The following is a 15,759-nucleotide window of genomic DNA, read 5'->3' on the forward strand; positions in this document are numbered from 1 at the left end:
ATCAGCGCCGGGATTCCCGGGTCGGCGGCAGCGGCAGGCCGTGCTGGCGGAGGAAGCTGAGCTTGTCCCAGTAGCCGCGCTGGAAGGCGATGCGGCCGCCCACCACGTGGAAGAAGCCGCAGCCCCGCAGGCCGAGGGGATCCCGCCACTCGAGGATGGCCCACGCGCCGTCCTCGAAGCAGTTCTCCACGATGCAGACCATCTCCGCCGCCGCGAACCCCGCCGCGAACATGGCGCGGATGGCCTCCCGTCCCTCCACCGGCGCCTCCGCCACCTGGTGGTTCACGGCGTCCTCCGTGTACAGGGCCGCCAGGGCGTCCACGTCCTTCCGGTTGAAGGCCTCGACCCAGGCGGCGACGACGGCTTTGGGCGTGCTGGGCATGGGGGACCTTTCCGGGGCCGCTCGGGGCGGGCCGCTAGACAGTGCCTTCCTTCTCGACCACGAGGATCCGGGCCGGGCCGCGCGGATGGGCCACATGCTCGCAACCCAGTCCGGCGAAGAAGATGTCCCCCGCCTCCAGGGTCGTCACGCGCGCCACCCCGTTTTCCCGGACGTGCATGTCCACGGTGCCGTCGAGCACCGCGAACACCTCCTCGCCGTCGTTCACGTGCCACTCATAGGGCTGGTCCGCCCAGTGCAGGCGGGTCGTGACGCCCCCCATGTTCGCGATGTCGAGGGCGCCCCAGGCGCGGGTCGCCGTGAAGTCGCGGCTGCGGATGAGCGTCATGGCGTGGGGCCTCCGTCGTGGACGGCCAGGGTACCGTCCGGTGGATGGCCGGGACAAGCCGGATGGGACTCAGGAGACTGGAAGGCGCCTTCCCATGAACCGGGCGCCGGGGACCGGGTTCGGCCGGTAGGGGGGAATGTCGCGGAAGCCGAAGGCCAGGTAGAGGCCCTGGGCCTCGGTCATGGTGGGCAGGGTGTCCAGCACCACCTCGGCATAGCCGACGGCCCCGGCCTCCTCGAGGATCCGGGTCACCAGGGCCCGGCCCACGCCATGGCCCCGGCCCGAAGGCCGCACGTAGAGCCGCTTCATCTCGCAGCGGGAGCCCTCGAAGGAGCGCAGGGCGGCGCAGCCCACCGGTTCGCCGTTCCATCGGGCCAGGAGCAGCCGGCCGCCGGGGGGCGCGTAGGGGCCCGGCAGGCCCCGCACCTCCGAAGGGAACCCCTGGAACCCGAGGTCGAGGTCGAGGCTGGCCTGGTACTCCTGGAACAGCTCCCGGACGGTCTCCAGGTCTCCGGGGACCGAGGCCAGGTGGAGGGTCAGCATCCGGAGGCCTCCGGCGATCCATTCGCCGCCTGGATCAGCTCGATGCGGGTGCCGAAGGGGTCCGGGGTGGAGGCCCGGTCGAGGCCGGTGATGGCCATCAGCCGAAGACGATCGCCGCGGCGGGCACCGCCCGGATCACGGGTCCGAAGCTGCCGATGTCGGGCAGGGTGGCGTTGTGGTGCTCCCGGATCCGGGCGGCTGAGGCATGGCTCTTGTCGTGGGTGGTGTGGGCGTCGGCAGCCAGGATCACGCCGTAGCCCAGGGCCGCGGCCCGGCGCGTAGTGGTGTCCACGCAGAATTCGCTGGCGTAGCCGCAGATCACCACGGTCTTCACGCCCTGGCCGTCCAGCAGGCCCTGCAGGTTGGTGCGGAGGAAGGAATCCGGCGTGGTCTTGCGGACGAAGGCATCGGTCGGGGCCGGGCGGAGCCCGCGCGCCAGCTGCCAGCCCTCCGAGCCGTGGAGCAGGATGCCCTTGGGATATTCATGCTGGATGTAGACCACGGGGGCACCCACCCCCCTGGCCCGATCGGCCAGGGCGTTGATGCGCTGGATCACGGCGTCGGCCTCGAAGGGCCGGGGCGTCGGATCGAAGAGGTCGCGCTGGACGTCAATGACGAGGAGGGCGGTGGACATGGCCTAAGGGTAATACGGATGCGGATCCTGGACCGCGGGAGGGGTTGGGGACGACCCCGGTGATGACCGTGACCTGGGCCTGGCCGGCGGAAGGCGGGTACTCCCATCGTTTTGAACAAGGCTTGCCATCGTTTTGAACGGTCCTGGGGTGGGCCCCGGTCCGATTCCAACACCGACGCGCCACCTGGATGCCCTGAACGACTGCGTCGAATGAGGTTGAATCCGCCAGCCGAACTCACGCCACGGGCGGCACGCTCCTTGATGTGGAAGGGAGAGCCGAGGCTGCGGGGCCAGCGGTCAGCGCCCCATCAGGGAATGCCCATCGGGCTTCCGGGGCGGGGCCCCTCTGCAGCCCGGATCGAAGGAGGCAGAACATGTTCACCATCCTGATCATCATCCTGGTGCTGGCGCTCCTGGGCGCCTTGCCCACCTGGCCTCACAGCAAGAACTGGGGCTACTACCCCAGTGGCGGGCTGGGCCTCCTGGTGCTGGTCCTCGTCATCCTGCTCCTCATGGGCCGCATCTAGCCTCGGAGCGGCCCTGTTCCCCGCCAGCGCCGTTCCGGGAGCAGGGTCGAAGCATCGAAAGCGAGGCAGCACCATGATGTCATTCGGGCTCTACGCGGCGGGTTTCGCGATCCTCATCATCGGCTTGATCTACGGGGCCTTCCTGCTGCATGTGCCCGCCCAGTGGATTGCGGTCGGAGCCATCATCCTGCTGGGTTTCGGGATCCTCACCGGCGTCAAATCGACCCGCCAGAAGGATCCGCCGGCCTAGGCGTCCGCTTCCTCGGGGACGGGACATCCTTTCCACGTCCCATTCCAACAACCGCAAGCTGAAGGAGAAAACGATGGATCACAGACAGATCCTCCTGGGGGCGTCCTTCCTCATCCTGACCTCGTGCCTGGTGTCCCCCCGGCGCGGGGGTGGCATGGAAGTCGTGCCCATCCTCCCGGTGGTCGTCGAGCTGGATGCCGACCGGCCCTACTACGAGCAGGACGGCTATCACTACCACTATGCCGATGACCGGTGGCAGTACTCCACCTCCAGGAATGGCCCGTGGATGGAGCTTCCGAGATCCCACTGGCCGAGGGAGACGCGGTGGCGTGGCCGGGACCGGAATCGGAATCGGGATCGGGATCGGGACCGGGACCGGGATCGGGACCGGGATCGCCGTCACTGAGGCGACGTCCCCGCGTCCCCCGGGATCGGCCGCGGGCTGAACGGGCCTCAGGGCCGGTGGCGCTCGAAGAGGATGCCCCGGCCTGGGGCCGCCGGCCGGTAGTAGGCCAGCTGGCCCGGCAGGCATGAGAGGATGGCCCCCGAGCCCTGCAGGCAGATCTGGTCGAGGGCCTCCCGCAGGGGCAGCTCCCGCCCGTCGGCCTTCAGTTCCAGGGCCATCACGTGGCAGGTCGGGCCGGCCCCCTTCGCCCGCAGCAGCTTCTCCAGCTCCGCGGGGAAGTCCTGGGCACTGGGCACCTCGGTGGCGAAGCCGGGCATGTAGGGCAGGTCCTCGTCCAGCTGGGCCAGGGCCTCACCGCGGTGCTTGGGCTGGGCCAGGGCCTGGATGAAGCGGGCGCGCTTGGCGGAGGCGAGGAAGGCCCGGGTGAATTCCGCTTCGTGATCCATGGCTGGGCTCCTCAAGGCTGTGGCCGATCCCCCATCATGGCCGCGTTGTAGGCCCTGCTGCCCCCCCGGGCCACGCTGAGGGTCTGCCAGGGGCCCGGGGCCAGGTGCTTGGCGAGGAGGACGAGCTGGCCCGCGTGGTAGGGGTAGTGGGACAGCTGGCGGTTGATGGCCTCGAGGACGGTGTGGGGTTCGTTCCGGATGGTCACCGTGCGGTCCAGGTCGGCGCCGGTGAGCCCCTCCAGGGCGCCGAGGAGGCAGGCCCACCCGCGCTCCCAGCGGGCGCGCAGGGCCGCGGGATCGAAGGCCCCGGGATCCTCGAACTCGGCGTCGCGATCCCGGTCCGGCTTCTCGCCGTCCGTGGTGAGGAAGTCCGTCCAGCGGGAGAGCATGTTGCCCGACAGGTGCAGCATCAGCGTGGCGAGGCTGTTGGATTCGGGATCGATCCGGTGCGTCCAGCGTTCCACGGGAACCTGCGCGAGGGCACGGTCGCACTGGGATTTCGCTTCGCGGAAGCGCTTGAGGGCATCGGCAAGGTAGAGGTCGCCGTTCATCGGGTCTCCCGGACCAGCCTTCGGTACACCACGAACCCCGACTTCTCGGCGAGGGTGTCGTAGAGCCGCATGGCCGTGGCGTTGGTCTCGTGGGTCTGCCAGTACACGCGGGGGAGGCCGGCCTGCCGGGCCCGGTCGTACACGGCCTCGATGAGGGTCCGGCCCACGCCCTGGCCCCGGGCGGCCTCGGTGGTGAAGAGGTCCTGCAGGTAGCAGTTCGGGGCGAGCTGGATGGTGCTGCGGTGGTACAGGAAGTGCGCCAGTCCCAGCAGCGTCCCGGCGCGTTCCGCCACCAGGGCGTGCACCGGCTCGTACGGATCGAAGAAACGGGCCCAGGTGGTCCGGGTGATCTCCTCCGCCAGTGCCGTGGGGCCCGACCGGCCGTAGAAGGCGTTGTAGCCGTCCCAGAGCGCTCTCCAGGCGTCGAAATCGGCCTGCGCCACGGGGCGGATCAGGAGGGGGTCGGTCATGGCGGGCTCCGCTGAAGGGGACACGATGCCACAGAGGATGCCTGTCGTGGCAGGGATCTCCCGGGCCGTCTGCGGAACCCGCTGTCAGCCCCGGTGGAAGGCCCCGTCCAGCGCGTCGATGACGCCCGCCCAGTCGGCGTCGTTCTGCACCTGGTCCCGCAGGAACTCGGCCTGGGAGGACGTCCAGAACGGGGCATCGGGCAGGGCGAGATGGGCCGCCCGGGGCCGGTTCGTCTCGATGAAGGCCTGGATGGCCTCGGGGTTGGAGGGCAGGCCGAGCTGGGCGAACAGCTCGGTCATGGGGTGCAGGTGGGTGTCCATGGCGGTCCCCTCGGATCCAGGGTAGGCCGAACGGAGGGAAAGGCTCAGCCTTCGTCCTGGATCATCAGGTCGTGGCCGTACGAGTTGTCGATGGCGCACAGCCAGCCGGCCCCGGGATCGCGCCGGAAGACGTAGGTGGCGTTCCGGACCGTGGGGGGCAGGGTGGTCGCCGAGACGACGGTCCGGGCCAGCACCAGGGCCGTGTCCCCGGCCTCCAGCACCACCAGGCCCGCCTGCTCCACCGCCAGGCTGTGGCCGAAGTGGTCGGCGATGGCCACGAAGGCCTTGCGGATCTGGTCCCGGCCCCGGGCCTCCAGGCCGGGCTTGACCACCAGCACCGCATCCTCGGCGTAGATGGCCATCAGGGTGTCGAAGTCCTCCCGGTTGATGGCGGTGTCGGCCTTCTCGATGAGCAGCTCGACGGGGTGGCGGTCCATGGGGCCTCCGGGGGATGGGCGTCAGGCTTCGGCCCTGCGCCGGGCGGCGAACCCCGACCGGAGCCGCCGTACCAGCATGGGCACCAGGAGCATCCCCACCAGGACGATCCACATCGTGGTGTTCGGGTTCCTGATGTAGGTGTTCAGGCGCAGGGTCGTGAGGGCGATGACGGCGTAGTAGAGCATGTCGCCCGCGATGGCGAAGGCCCAGCCCGCCAGGAAGCCGTGGCCTGCGGCCAGGGCCGCGCTCCGGCCGGTCATGGGATCCACGCCGAAGGCGATCATGACGAGGGAGATGGGCCCCGCGCCCGGGCCGCCGAGGTGGGCCGCGCTGCGGGCCGTGGCCTCCTTCATGGCCGCGCCGAACCGCGCCAGGAACGGGACGCGCCGCGCGAGCCGCACGAAGCCCCGGAGCACCGGCTCGAAGGCCAGGGCCAGCAGCACGTCCGAGACGAAGTACAGCCCCGCGGTCAGCGGCCAGTGCAGCCCCTTGGCCTGGGCCAGCAGCACCCCGGCCGGAATGCCGCCTCCAACGGGGAGCAGGAACAGGAGGAGGACGGCGACCATGGGCCATTCTAGCCGGAGTGGGGGCGGGGCCCGGCGCGCCGGATCAGGTCTGCCCCGGGGCCTCGAGGCGGGAGCGGTCCAGCGGGCGCGGGGCTCCGGAGGGAGCGTGCAGCGCGAAGGCCATGCGGAATCCATCCAGGAACCCCCTCTGCCGGGTTCGGAAATGGGACCAGGGGATCGACCCCGACACGGTCAGCATCACCATGTAGAAATAGTTTGCCAGGTTGTAAATGAGGAATTCCGGGAATGGCCGGTTCTTGAAGAGGAAGTAGACCTTGTTTCTCGCTCCGTAATAGAGCGAGAAGTCGGACTGCTTCCCCCCGGTCAGCGAACTGACCTTGTGCCAGAGCCGGAGACCGGGCTCGTAGCGCGTGACCAGTCCCGCCGCGAGGGCCCTGTAGAGGAAATCGATGTCGTCCCAGTAGACGAAATAGGTCTCATCCATCAGGCCGATGGTCTCGAAGACGGACATCCTCACCAGGGAACAGCAGGTCGGGCAGAACTCCACCACCCGGGCGGCATCGTACTGGCCCCGGTCCACCTCGCCCTGCCCGAAGCTGAAGGTGGTGAAGCCGTGGTGCCTCATGAACCCGCCGCCTGCGTACCAGAGGCGGTCCGGGCGGTCGAAGAAGTACATCTTCGGGGCGATGATGTCGCAGTCATGCGTGTCCATGCTTTCCAGCAGGCCGCTCAGGAGGTCCGGCCCGAACTCGGTGTCGTTGTTCAGCAGGAGGACGTGGCTGCACTGGTCCCGGTGGGCGAGCTGGATGCCCTGGTTGTTGCCCGCGGCGATGCCCCGGTTGGTGGGGTTCCTGACCAGGACGATCCGGGGATCCTCGGGAAGCCCGATCCGGTCCAGGGTGTCGTCCTTGGAGGCGTTGTCGATGATGTACAGGGTCCGGTTCCCGTGGCTCTGGGCCTCGACGGAGCGCAGGAACGGCCCGATCACCGAGCCGCTGTTGTAGGTGACCGTGACGATGCCCACATGCGGGATCCTAGACATTCATCAGCCTCCTGCTTCTCAGCTCCTCCAGCGAGCGGGCGTACCCTCCGGTCGCCGGTCGCTCCTCCGCGGCCCAGTCCAGGAATGCCTCCAGGTCCTCCTGGAAGGCGGTGGTGGGCGTGAAGCCGAGCTGCTCGCGCACCCGGGTGAGGTCGGCCGTGTTGTGGCGGATGTCGCCGATCCTGAATTCCCCCGTGACCTGGATCCTGGACCGGCTGCCCAGATGCCGGACGATCCCCTCCGCGACCTCGGCGACGGTCGTGGCGACCCCGCTGCCGACGTTCAGGGCCACGGGTTCGGGGGCCTCCGTGTTCAGCGCCCGCCAGGTGGCCTCGACGACATCCCGGACATGCACGAAATCCCGGGACTCGAGACCGTCCTCGAAGATGCGCAGCGTCTCCCCCGACCGGGCGAGCCCGGAGAAGATGGCGAGGATGCCCGTGTAGGGGTTCTGGAGGGACTGGCCCGGTCCGAACACGTTCTGGTAGCGGAGCGCATGGGTGGAGATGCCGAGGGTGCCTCCGAACAGGAGGCCCATCTTCTCCTGCACCAGCTTGGTGAGCCCGTAGAAGGAGGTGGGGGCCGGAGGCGTATCCTCGGTGGTGGGCAGGCGATCGAGGGGGAGCCCGCAGACGGGACAGGCCGGCTCGAAGCGGCCCAGCGCGAGCGCCACGCGGCTCCGGGCCGGAGGGAAGACGACCCCGTCGAGCGGACAGCGGTACCGCCCCTCCCCGTAGACGGCCCGGGAGGAGGCCACGACGAGGTGACGCACCCTCCGGTCCGGGTCGTTGACCAGCAGGTCCATCAGCTGCGCGGTGCCCTGGAGGTTCACCTCGGAATAGCGGGCCACCTCGTACATGGACTGCCCGGTGCCGGTCTCGGCCGCGAGGTGGACGACCGCCTCGACGCCCGCCAGGGCCCGGCGGAGGGCCGCCTCGTCGCGGATGTCGCCCCGCACCAGGCGGACCGCCCCCCGGAGATCCGGGGCCAGGTCCCGGTTGTCGCCGTGGACCTGCGGAGTGAAGGCGTCCAGGACGGCCACCTCGAGGCCTTCCGCCAGGAGGCGGCGGGAGAGGTGCGTGCCGATGAAGCCTGCTCCGCCTGTGATGAGTGCCCGCATGCCAGCTCCTTGAAGGCTCGGGATTCCTGCCGGGGGATGGCGTCGCCGCTAGGGGTCCGGGCCCAGGGGTTGCAGGGCGCCGCCCTGGGGGGAGGGTTTCCCGGGGCGGGGGAGGCCTGGCCAGCCCCTGGCGGCCAGCTTGGCGCCCAGCCGCCGAAGCAGCATGCGCGTGGCGTAGCGCAGGAGCCCCTTGTAGGAGAGGTTGCGGATGTCGTACTTCACCGTGACGTCCCGGAGGGCGGCTCGGGACCGCGGGGACGGCGGGCTGGAGGTCCTGCTGGTGTCGTACAGCCGGATGGCCCCGCCCGGGATGGCGTGGAGGATGTTCGCCTCGTGGGGGCGCAGGGCGAGGTCGAAGGAGCGCAGGACCGGGAAGGGGGCCGGCTCGAGGGTCAGCCAGTAGCGCGAGCGCTCGGCGTTCCGCTTCACGCCGTAGAGGTCCACGCAGAGGGTGGCGGGGTCGATCCCGAGCGCCTCCCCCAGCGCCCTGGACTCGAAGAAGGCGTCGTAGACGGCCCTCGAGGTGCCGAAGGCGGGGAACCGGTAGGGCTTCGCATACGGCTCCTGCAGGGGGATCTGCCAGGCATTGTCCTGTTCGAGGGTGTGGTGCCGGCCCCGGTCCGCGAAGTTGGTGGACAGGCCGACCCTGGGGTACGCGAAGTACCGGTCGGTGGCGATGCAGTAGCGGATGTGGTGCTTCAGCCAGGACTGCTCGGACCACCGCAGGACCGAGGGGGGGATGGCCGGGTCCGGCCCGGTGTCGTCCGGATGGCGGTCGAACCAGTCGCGGAACTTCCGCCAGGGCTCGCGGGACCAGATCTGGCCCCAGGAGCAGGCGTACTGCATGAAATACGCATCGTAGGCATCGTCCAGGGGCAGGAAGGGGCGGTGGCAGGACAGGTTCCAGAGCTGGCTGTACAGGGCCAGGCCGGCGATCCGGTCCTCGCCTGCGTAGAACCCCAGGGCCTGGGTGGCGTAGCGGTAGAGGTTCCGGGACACATACACGTCGTCCTCGAGCACGATCAGGTGCTCGTGCTCGCGGGTGAGGTCGCCGCAGGCGAGGATGTGCTGCTTCAGGCCGAGGTGCCGGGGGAAGGTCCGGAGGCGCTTCTCCCCGTGCCGCCAGGGGAAGGCCCTGGCCAGGGCCTCGACCTCCCGGTCGCCCCCGTGGTCGAGGCTGAGGATGAGCGGCACGCGCGCGCCCTCGAAATCCACCCGGTCCAACGAGGCGAGGAGCCGGCCCAGCGCCTGCGGGCGGTCATAGGCGGCGACGACGATCGCGAGATCCACCATGGGGGTCGGGCCCTGCCTGGGGGGAGGGGATGGCCGGTCCGGCAGCCGACATGAAAAAGCGACCGAACATGAGTCCAGCTTTCGAAAAATGCCAACTGCGGGGTCGAACCCACCAAGGTTGGGTCATCGAGGCCGGGTTTCAAGGATATTTGATCGATCGGTCGTGTTTCGGGCGCGGCGGGTCCGTTGGCCGCCGCCGGGAGGTCCGACGGTTCGTGCTGCCCGTGGCCGTGAGGGCGGGGCACCGGGCGCCTCCCCGGGATGGGGGGCTCAGGACGACGGGGCGTGCAGGGCGATGCGGTTCCCCTCGCTGTCCAGCACCACGGCGCGGAAGCCGTGGGGGCCGATGGGATGCACGGGCGTGAGCACCCGGCCGCCCTGGGCGGCAGCGGCCTCGACGGCCTGCGCCAGGCGCCCCTCGGCGTTCAGGTACACCAGGGGGCCCGTCTTGGAGGGCGCCTCGTCCGGCCCGGGCTCGACGAGGCAGCCGCCCACCTCGCCCTCCCCGTGCGGCAGCAGCCCGAAGGTGAAGCCCGGCCCGCCCTCCTTCGTCACCGTCAGTCCGAGGACGGCGGAATAGAACCGGATGGCCCGGTCCAGGTCGGTCACGGGGAGGTCCACCCAGACGATGCGAGGGCTCATGGCGCACTCCTTGGCGGGATTCCGGGATGCCAGCCCGTCCCGCTCATTCCTGCCAGTAGGCCCGGGCCTCGGGCGGGAGCGTGGCCAGCATCGCCTCGAAGTCGGCAGCGTCGACGTGGCGCCGCAGGGCCGCGGCCACCTCGCGGATGGCCGAGTCCGTGGAGAAGTTGTGGGCGGCCCGCAGGGCCTTCACCTCCCGGGTCATGGTCGCCACGTCCTCGAAGGGTCGGATCGGCTCGTCCGCGTCCCAGTCGGACACGAATATCGCCCGCACCACGGGGGGCAGCCCGTTGGCGAACCGGAGGGCATCGCGCAGGGACAGCCGCCGCCGGAAGGCGTGCAGCACCCCCACCACCATGTTCCAGGCCTGGTGCGTGGTGCTCAGCCCCGACGCGGCGCAGACATCGGCCATGAAGGCCTCGAAGTGCTGGCTGGCGCGCTGGTACTCGGGGGGGACGGGCATGGGCGGCTCCATCCCCCCAAGGGTACGGCTCAGGCCTTCCCGCGCTTCGCCGGTTTCGCCTTGCCGGTCTGGTTGAGGGCCACGGCGGCGCGGACGAGGGCCTGGAAGGCGGCGGGGTCCACGGTTTCGCCCTCCCGGAGGTCGAGGGCCCGGCGCGTGTTCCCCTCCAGGCTCGCGTTGAAGAGGCGGGCCGGATCCGGCAGCGCGGCGCCCTTGGCGAAGGTGAGCTTCACCTTGTCCTTGTACGTCTCGCCCGTGCAGACGATTCCGCCGCAGGACCAGACCGGCGTGGCCCACTTCCATTCCTCGACGATCCGCGGATCCGCCGCGAGGATGAGCTGCCGCATCCGGCCCAGCGTCGCCCCCCGCCAGCCCCCCAGCTCCGCGATCCGCTGGGAGATGAGGTCCGAGGCTGAGGGTCCTGGGGCTGCGTCCGAAGGGGGCATGGGTCACCTCGAAGGGCAGATGGCTGTCATGGCGGCCATTGGAGGATAGCCGGGGTCGCGCAAGGAGCAAGGGCGTTCGGGGTGCAGTTCAGTGCAGAGAGGGCTCCTGCGTTTCGAGGGGCGTATCTGGCCAGTCGTCCCTGCTTATAAGCGAATCGTAGAGGTAGTAACCATCGCCCTCCTCGCCGGAGGCGTCCGAGTAGATGCGGTGGGTCTTCCCCTCGGACTGCCAGTCGATGAGGAAGGACCCCATGGTCCCCTCGAAATGGAAGTCCCCGTGATGGAGGACGCAAAGGATCCGGGTCGGTGATTTCCCATCCAGGAGGGCCAGCCGGTAATCGTCCCCCTTGAGATCCACGCGGATCAGGTATTTCGGGGTTCGCCATTCGAGGATCGGCTGGTCGAAGTCTCGCAGCGAAGCCGGGAGCCGGTCCTTCTGTTTCTGGATGGCCGCGGCCAACAGCCGCCTTGTGAGCTGGGTCTCGTGGTTGACAGCGAGGATCTTGTAGTCGAAATCCAGCCAAAGGGAACCGTTCCTGAACATGATTCCCCGCCAGCCCATTTCCTCCCAGTCCTGCTTGGGATCGGAGCCGGCCAGTTCTCGAAGGAACGACGCATCAAAAACTTCGTCAAATCGCTTGAGCAGTTCGGCCTTGGATTGGATGGGTTGCAGGGGATAGTCCCTTCCCAGGGGGAAGCTGATCTCATTGGCGATCAAGGCGCGATCCCTGGACGAGATCACCTTGAGGAGGGCGGCGATTCGATCCGTTTGGACGGTGTTGGCCGTTGGCTGGGCCATCAGCACCTGGGCGACGAGAAGGGTGAATGCGAGGAGGCGCATGAGTGGCCGAAGGATCTAGAGTGGTGAGGTTTCGCCTGCACCGGGGTAATGGATGAAGGGGAGGAATCCAGACGCTGAGAACGCGGAAGTCAATGCCGGCGGGTCCGAGTTAAGTGGAGAGTTAGATTTCATCGTATTCTAATGCATAGTCAGATTTACATTTGCGCGTTCGATAAATGCGGGTGTTGGGAAATAATGTCCGTGTTTGTTTGATTATTTCGTTGGAAAAAGTCGAATCTGCTTTGCAGCCAAGATATATTGCAGCAAGCTCTGATGATCTAATCTTCCAATCTTCATATAAAGAGCCTGGGGCCGGTGTTAATGGGTACCAGACTCTCCATTCATGCTCATACCTCCAGTGATCGCTTTTTGTAAGAACGTACCTTTTATAAAAGTTATTTAGACTAAACTCACGTAATGATAGAATGGACTCAATCCATTCCTCTTCTGATAGGAAAGGTATTGGTCGTTTAACATATTCGACTGGGCTTGCTGTTGAGAGCGCATTATCTTCTTCGGGTAATGACAATAGTTCAAAGACCAGTCCTGTATGATCTTTAGCATAGTGTGCCCACATAAGTAAATTGTCTCTGTCTTCAGAGACGCAAAACATGCGAAGCCCCGGCAATACATCTTTCCACCAGTGATCTTGGTACTTTTGCTGTGAATTAAGAATTAAATCTTTAAGATGAGCAAAAGTTTTTTTGGTAACAACTTCCCAACGACTGCGCGGGAACCCATCAATTGGATAACGTTCTCGGGCCGCTAAAATAACCTGACCCCATGGATTAGCCAGATCGATAGAAGGTTCTTCAATTCCTGCGGCCAATTCTTCGATACGATCGAGTATTTTTGCTGGTAAGGCCTCGAGATCAAACTCAAGGTGAATACCTGCCTGAACATCAAAAGGATCATTAAAAATTAAAGGAGAACTGAAGCGGAAAGTCTGGTTCTTCAATATCGCCAATGCAGTATCGGGTGCGACGTATTTAAAGAACGATCGATTTTCGGGTGATTGGCTGTTCACGGGCACCTAGGGAAATCTAACTGTTAACCAGGCAAACCTGCGGGTAACCCACTGGTTCGCCTGAACTGGAAATCGTGATGATGAATGTGGGCCGCCCCAAGCTAAATCCGGTTCGCTCGGGCCGTCAACCTCAATTCTGACGCGACCTCGGGAGCCTCAGCCCCACACCCGCTTCCCGCCGACCCAGGTGCCGAGGACCTTGCCGGGGAGGGACCAGCCCTTGAAGGGGGTGTTGAAGGACCGGGACTGGATGAAGGCGCGGTCCACCTGGACCTTGGCGTCGGGGTCGAAGAGGACGAAGTCGGCGCGGGCGCCGGGCTTGAGACTGCCGAGGCCCTGCTTGTCGAGGTGGAACACGCGGGCGGGGCCGGCGGCCAGCAGGTCGAAGGCGCGGGCGAGGCTGATGACCTTGCGGTTCACCAGCAGCTCCAGGGTGAGGGGCAGGGCGGTCTCCAGGCCGATGACGCCGAAAGCGGCGATGGGCAGCTCCACTTCCTTGTCGTCCCAGCCGTGGGGGGCGTGGTCCGTGGCGATGGCATCCACCGTGCCGTCCGCCAGGGCCTCCAGCACGGCCTGGATGTCGGCCTCGCTGCGCAGGGGCGGGTTCATCTTGTAGTCGCTGTCGAACTTCATCAGCTCCTTGTCCGACAGGGCGAAGTGGTGGGGCGTCACCTCGCAGGTCACATGCAGGCCCCGGGCCTTGGCCTCGCGCACCAGGCGCATGGAGCCCTTGGTGCTGAGGTGGGCCAGGTGCAGGTGGCCGCCCGTGTGCTCGGCCAGGATGATGTCCCGGGCCACCATGGCCTCCTCGGCCGCCGCGGGGATGCCCAGGCAGCCCAGGGACGCGCTCACGGCGCCCTCGTGCATGTAGCCCTTGCCGGCGAGGGTCTGGTCCTCCTCGTGGGCCACCACGGGGACCTCCAGCCAGCGCGTGTATTCCAGCGCCCGGCGCATGAGCGAGGCGTTCATGATGGGCAGGCCGTCGTCGGAGAAGGCCACGCAGCCGGCGGCCTTGAGCGTGCCCATGTCGGAGAGCTCCTCGCCCTTCATCTCGCGGCTGACGGTCCCGATGGGGAAGTAGCGGCAGAGGTCGGCCTTCGCGGCCCGGGTGAGCATCAGCTCCGTGATGGCCACGCTGTCGTTCACGGGCTTGGTGTTGGCCATGGCGCACACGGCCGTGAAGCCCCCCGCCACCGCCGCCCGGCTGCCAGTCTCGATGCTCTCCTTGCGGGTCTGCCCCGGCTCGCGAAAGTGCACGTGGAGATCCACGAAGCCCGGCGCCAGCACGGCCCCGCCGCCGTCCATGACCTCCGCGCCCACGGCCAGTGCGTCGCGCTCCGCGTCCGCCCCGATGGCCGCCACCGCCCCCTCCACCACCAGCAGCGCCCCCGGCCCGTCGAGGCCCTGCGCAGGATCCATCAGGCGGACGTTCTTCACGAGGAGGGACATGGGGGCTCCGGATCATCAGTCGTTCAATGAAAAGCTAACCGCCAAGACGCCAGGACGCCAAGAACTGCCAAGAGAAAGATCATTTGTTGGCTTGGCGTCTTGGCGTCTTGGCGGTGAATCGTTTCTTCCTTATTCCATCCGGTAGTTGGGGGCTTCCTTGGTGATCATGACGTCGTGGGCGTGGCTCTCGCGGAGGCCGGCGCCGCTGATCTCGACGAAGGTGGCCTTCTGGTGGAAGTCGGCGATGCTCTTGCCGCCGCTGAGGCCCATGCCGGCGCGGAGGCCGCCCATGAGCTGGGTCACGAGGTCGGCCATGCGGCCCTTGTAGGGCACCTGGCCCTCGATGCCCTCGGGCACCAGCTTGGTGTCGTCCTTGCCCTCCTGGAAGTAGCGGTCCTTGCTGCCCTGCTTCATGGCGCCCAGGCTGCCCATGCCGCGGTAGGACTTGAAGGTGCGGCCGCCGTAGAAGATGGTCTCGCCGGGGGCCTCGTCCGTGCCCGCGAAGAGGCTGCCGATCATCACCGCGTCCGCCCCGGCGGCCACGGCCTTGGCGATGTCGCCGCTGAACTTGATGCCGCCATCGCTGATGCAGGTGACGCCGGCCTCGCGGCAGGCGCGGCTGGCCTCGGCCACGGCCGTGATCTGGGGCATGCCGGCGCCGGTGACGATGCGGGTGGTGCAGATCGACCCGGGCCCGATGCCCACCTTCACGGCGTCCGCGCCCGCGGCGCAGAGGTCCTTCGCGCCCTGGTAGGTGGCCACGTTGCCCGCGATGACGGGCGTGTGGGGATGGGCCTTCTTGAGCGCCTTCAGGGCCTCGACCACGCCCAGGCTGTGGCCGTGGGAGCTGTCCAGGCAGAGGACGTCCACCTTGGCCTCGATGAGGGCCGCGGCGCGGTCCAGCAGCTCCTTGCCCACGCCCACGGCGGCGCCCACGCGCAGGCGACCGAGGTGGTCCTTGCAGGCGTTGGGGTACTCGATGGACTTCTCGATGTCCTTCACGGTGATGAGGCCCTTGAGCTGGCCCTGGCCGTCCACCACCAGCAGCTTCTCGATGCGGTGCTTCTGCAGGATGGCCCGGGCCTCCTGGAGCGTGGTGCCCACGGGCACGGTGACGAGGTTGTCCTTGGTCATGGCCTCGCGCACGGGGATGTCCCAGCGGGTCTCGAAACGCAGGTCGCGGTTGGTGAGGATGCCCACCAGCTTGTGGCCCTCCACCACGGGCACGCCGCTGATACGGAACTTGGCCATGAGGGCCTCGGCGTCGCGGATGGGCGCGTCGGGCTCGATGGTGATGGGGTCGGTGATCATGCCGGACTCCGACCGCTTCACCTTGTCCACCTCCTCGGCCTGGCGCTCGGGGCTGAGGTTCTTGTGGATGATGCCGATGCCGCCCAGCTGGGCCAGGGCGATGGCCATGCGGCTCTCGGTGACGGTGTCCATGGCCGCGGAAAGCAGGGGGATGCGCAGGGCGATGTCCTTCGTCAACCGGCTCCCCAGGTCCACCTGGTTCGGGTGCACCTCGGAGTACCCGGGCACGAGGAGGACGTCGTCGAACGTCAACGCTTTCAGCAGCGGCAAGGTCAGCATGGGAA

At 67.6% G+C, this 15,759-nt stretch carries 23 protein-coding genes; 3 read left to right on the forward strand and 20 right to left on the reverse strand.

Translation table 11 applies throughout. The annotated features are described in order from the left end of the window. Position 1: 1 nt before the first annotated feature. From QSJ33_RS01250 to QSJ33_RS01265, 4 genes are all read right to left on the reverse strand, one after another. The gene (locus QSJ33_RS01250; RefSeq protein ID WP_285722297.1) at positions 2–382 is read right to left on the reverse strand and encodes a nuclear transport factor 2 family protein; all 381 of its coding nucleotides are present in this window, start codon (positions 380–382) and stop codon (positions 2–4) included. A gap of 34 nt (positions 383–416) precedes the next feature. Then, the gene (locus QSJ33_RS01255; protein ID WP_285722298.1) at positions 417–728 is read right to left on the reverse strand and encodes a cupin domain-containing protein; all 312 of its coding nucleotides are present in this window, start codon (positions 726–728) and stop codon (positions 417–419) included. Between the two features lie 69 nt (positions 729–797). Further along, positions 798–1,271: a GNAT family N-acetyltransferase gene (locus tag QSJ33_RS01260; RefSeq protein ID WP_285722300.1), complete on the reverse strand. Its 474-nt coding sequence runs from the start codon at positions 1,269–1,271 to the stop codon at positions 798–800. 97 nt (positions 1,272–1,368) lie between these two features. After that, the gene (locus QSJ33_RS01265; RefSeq protein WP_285722301.1) at positions 1,369–1,905 is read right to left on the reverse strand and encodes a cysteine hydrolase family protein; all 537 of its coding nucleotides are present in this window, start codon (positions 1,903–1,905) and stop codon (positions 1,369–1,371) included. A 374-nt stretch (positions 1,906–2,279) separates the two neighbouring features. On the opposite strand from QSJ33_RS01265, the gene QSJ33_RS01270 reads away from it, so the two are divergent. The 3 genes from QSJ33_RS01270 (at position 2,280) to QSJ33_RS01280 (ending at position 3,088) form a co-directional block, all read left to right on the forward strand. After that, the gene (locus QSJ33_RS01270) at positions 2,280–2,432 is read left to right on the forward strand and encodes a DUF3309 family protein (RefSeq protein ID WP_285722302.1); all 153 of its coding nucleotides are present in this window, start codon (positions 2,280–2,282) and stop codon (positions 2,430–2,432) included. A 73-nt stretch (positions 2,433–2,505) separates the two neighbouring features. After that, a complete protein-coding gene (locus tag QSJ33_RS01275; protein ID WP_285722303.1) occupies positions 2,506–2,682 on the forward strand; it encodes a hypothetical protein in 177 nt (58 codons plus the stop codon). Positions 2,683–2,755: 73 nt separating this feature from the next. Beyond that, on the forward strand, positions 2,756–3,088 hold the full coding sequence (locus QSJ33_RS01280) for a hypothetical protein (protein WP_285722304.1): 333 nt from the start codon (positions 2,756–2,758) through the stop codon (positions 3,086–3,088). Between the two features lie 47 nt (positions 3,089–3,135). On the opposite strand, the gene QSJ33_RS01285 is transcribed toward QSJ33_RS01280, so the two are convergent. The 16 genes from QSJ33_RS01285 to guaB all read right to left on the reverse strand — a co-directional run bounded on the left by QSJ33_RS01285 (position 3,136) and on the right by guaB (position 15,754). Next, a complete protein-coding gene (locus tag QSJ33_RS01285; RefSeq protein ID WP_285722305.1) occupies positions 3,136–3,534 on the reverse strand; it encodes a hypothetical protein in 399 nt (132 codons plus the stop codon). 11 nt (positions 3,535–3,545) lie between these two features. Further along, entirely contained in the window at positions 3,546–4,085 is a 540-nt protein-coding gene (locus QSJ33_RS01290) for a DUF1572 family protein (protein ID WP_285722306.1), read from the reverse strand. Next, complete coding sequence (locus tag QSJ33_RS01295; protein ID WP_285722307.1) at positions 4,082–4,555, reverse strand: GNAT family N-acetyltransferase; 474 nt, start codon at positions 4,553–4,555, stop codon at positions 4,082–4,084. Before QSJ33_RS01295 ends, QSJ33_RS01290 begins: the two co-directional genes overlap by 4 nt. 84 nt (positions 4,556–4,639) lie before the next feature. Then, a complete protein-coding gene (locus QSJ33_RS01300) occupies positions 4,640–4,876 on the reverse strand; it encodes a DUF2789 family protein (RefSeq protein WP_285722308.1) in 237 nt (78 codons plus the stop codon). Positions 4,877–4,920: 44 nt separating this feature from the next. After that, the gene (locus QSJ33_RS01305; RefSeq protein WP_285722309.1) at positions 4,921–5,313 is read right to left on the reverse strand and encodes a YybH family protein; all 393 of its coding nucleotides are present in this window, start codon (positions 5,311–5,313) and stop codon (positions 4,921–4,923) included. 21 nt (positions 5,314–5,334) lie between these two features. Next, positions 5,335–5,880, reverse strand: a complete 546-nt coding sequence (locus QSJ33_RS01310; RefSeq protein WP_285722311.1) for a hypothetical protein — start codon at positions 5,878–5,880, stop codon at positions 5,335–5,337. A gap of 43 nt (positions 5,881–5,923) precedes the next feature. Beyond that, positions 5,924–6,883: a glycosyltransferase family 2 protein gene (locus QSJ33_RS01315; RefSeq protein ID WP_285722313.1), complete on the reverse strand. Its 960-nt coding sequence runs from the start codon at positions 6,881–6,883 to the stop codon at positions 5,924–5,926. Then, positions 6,876–8,003, reverse strand: a complete 1,128-nt coding sequence (locus QSJ33_RS01320; RefSeq protein WP_285722314.1) for an NAD-dependent epimerase/dehydratase family protein — start codon at positions 8,001–8,003, stop codon at positions 6,876–6,878. Before QSJ33_RS01320 ends, QSJ33_RS01315 begins: the two co-directional genes overlap by 8 nt. Before the next feature lie 48 nt (positions 8,004–8,051). Continuing rightward, positions 8,052–9,296: a hypothetical protein gene (locus QSJ33_RS01325; protein WP_285722315.1), complete on the reverse strand. Its 1,245-nt coding sequence runs from the start codon at positions 9,294–9,296 to the stop codon at positions 8,052–8,054. Positions 9,297–9,566: 270 nt separating this feature from the next. Continuing rightward, positions 9,567–9,938, reverse strand: a complete 372-nt coding sequence (locus QSJ33_RS01330; RefSeq protein ID WP_285722316.1) for a VOC family protein — start codon at positions 9,936–9,938, stop codon at positions 9,567–9,569. A gap of 43 nt (positions 9,939–9,981) precedes the next feature. Next, entirely contained in the window at positions 9,982–10,401 is a 420-nt protein-coding gene (locus QSJ33_RS01335; RefSeq protein ID WP_285722317.1) for a DUF2267 domain-containing protein, read from the reverse strand. Between the two features lie 29 nt (positions 10,402–10,430). Continuing rightward, a complete protein-coding gene (locus QSJ33_RS01340) occupies positions 10,431–10,847 on the reverse strand; it encodes a DUF1801 domain-containing protein (RefSeq protein WP_285722318.1) in 417 nt (138 codons plus the stop codon). A gap of 88 nt (positions 10,848–10,935) precedes the next feature. After that, positions 10,936–11,688 (reverse strand): hypothetical protein, encoded by a 753-nt coding sequence (locus QSJ33_RS01345; protein ID WP_285722319.1) that lies wholly within the window; start codon positions 11,686–11,688, stop codon positions 10,936–10,938. A gap of 121 nt (positions 11,689–11,809) precedes the next feature. Continuing rightward, entirely contained in the window at positions 11,810–12,721 is a 912-nt protein-coding gene (locus QSJ33_RS01350; RefSeq protein ID WP_285722320.1) for a DUF2971 domain-containing protein, read from the reverse strand. Between the two features lie 150 nt (positions 12,722–12,871). Continuing rightward, a complete protein-coding gene (locus QSJ33_RS01355) occupies positions 12,872–14,164 on the reverse strand; it encodes a dihydroorotase (RefSeq protein ID WP_285722321.1) in 1,293 nt (430 codons plus the stop codon). A 129-nt stretch (positions 14,165–14,293) separates the two neighbouring features. Beyond that, positions 14,294–15,754 carry an IMP dehydrogenase gene (guaB, locus tag QSJ33_RS01360; protein ID WP_285722322.1) on the reverse strand — a complete coding sequence of 487 codons (1,461 nt, stop codon included), beginning with the start codon at positions 15,752–15,754 and terminating at the stop codon, positions 14,294–14,296. Positions 15,755–15,759 lie beyond the last annotated feature (5 nt).

The sequence above is a fragment of the Geothrix rubra genome (assembly GCF_030268065.1).
GTDB classification, from domain to species: Bacteria; Acidobacteriota; Holophagae; order Holophagales; family Holophagaceae; genus Geothrix; species Geothrix rubra.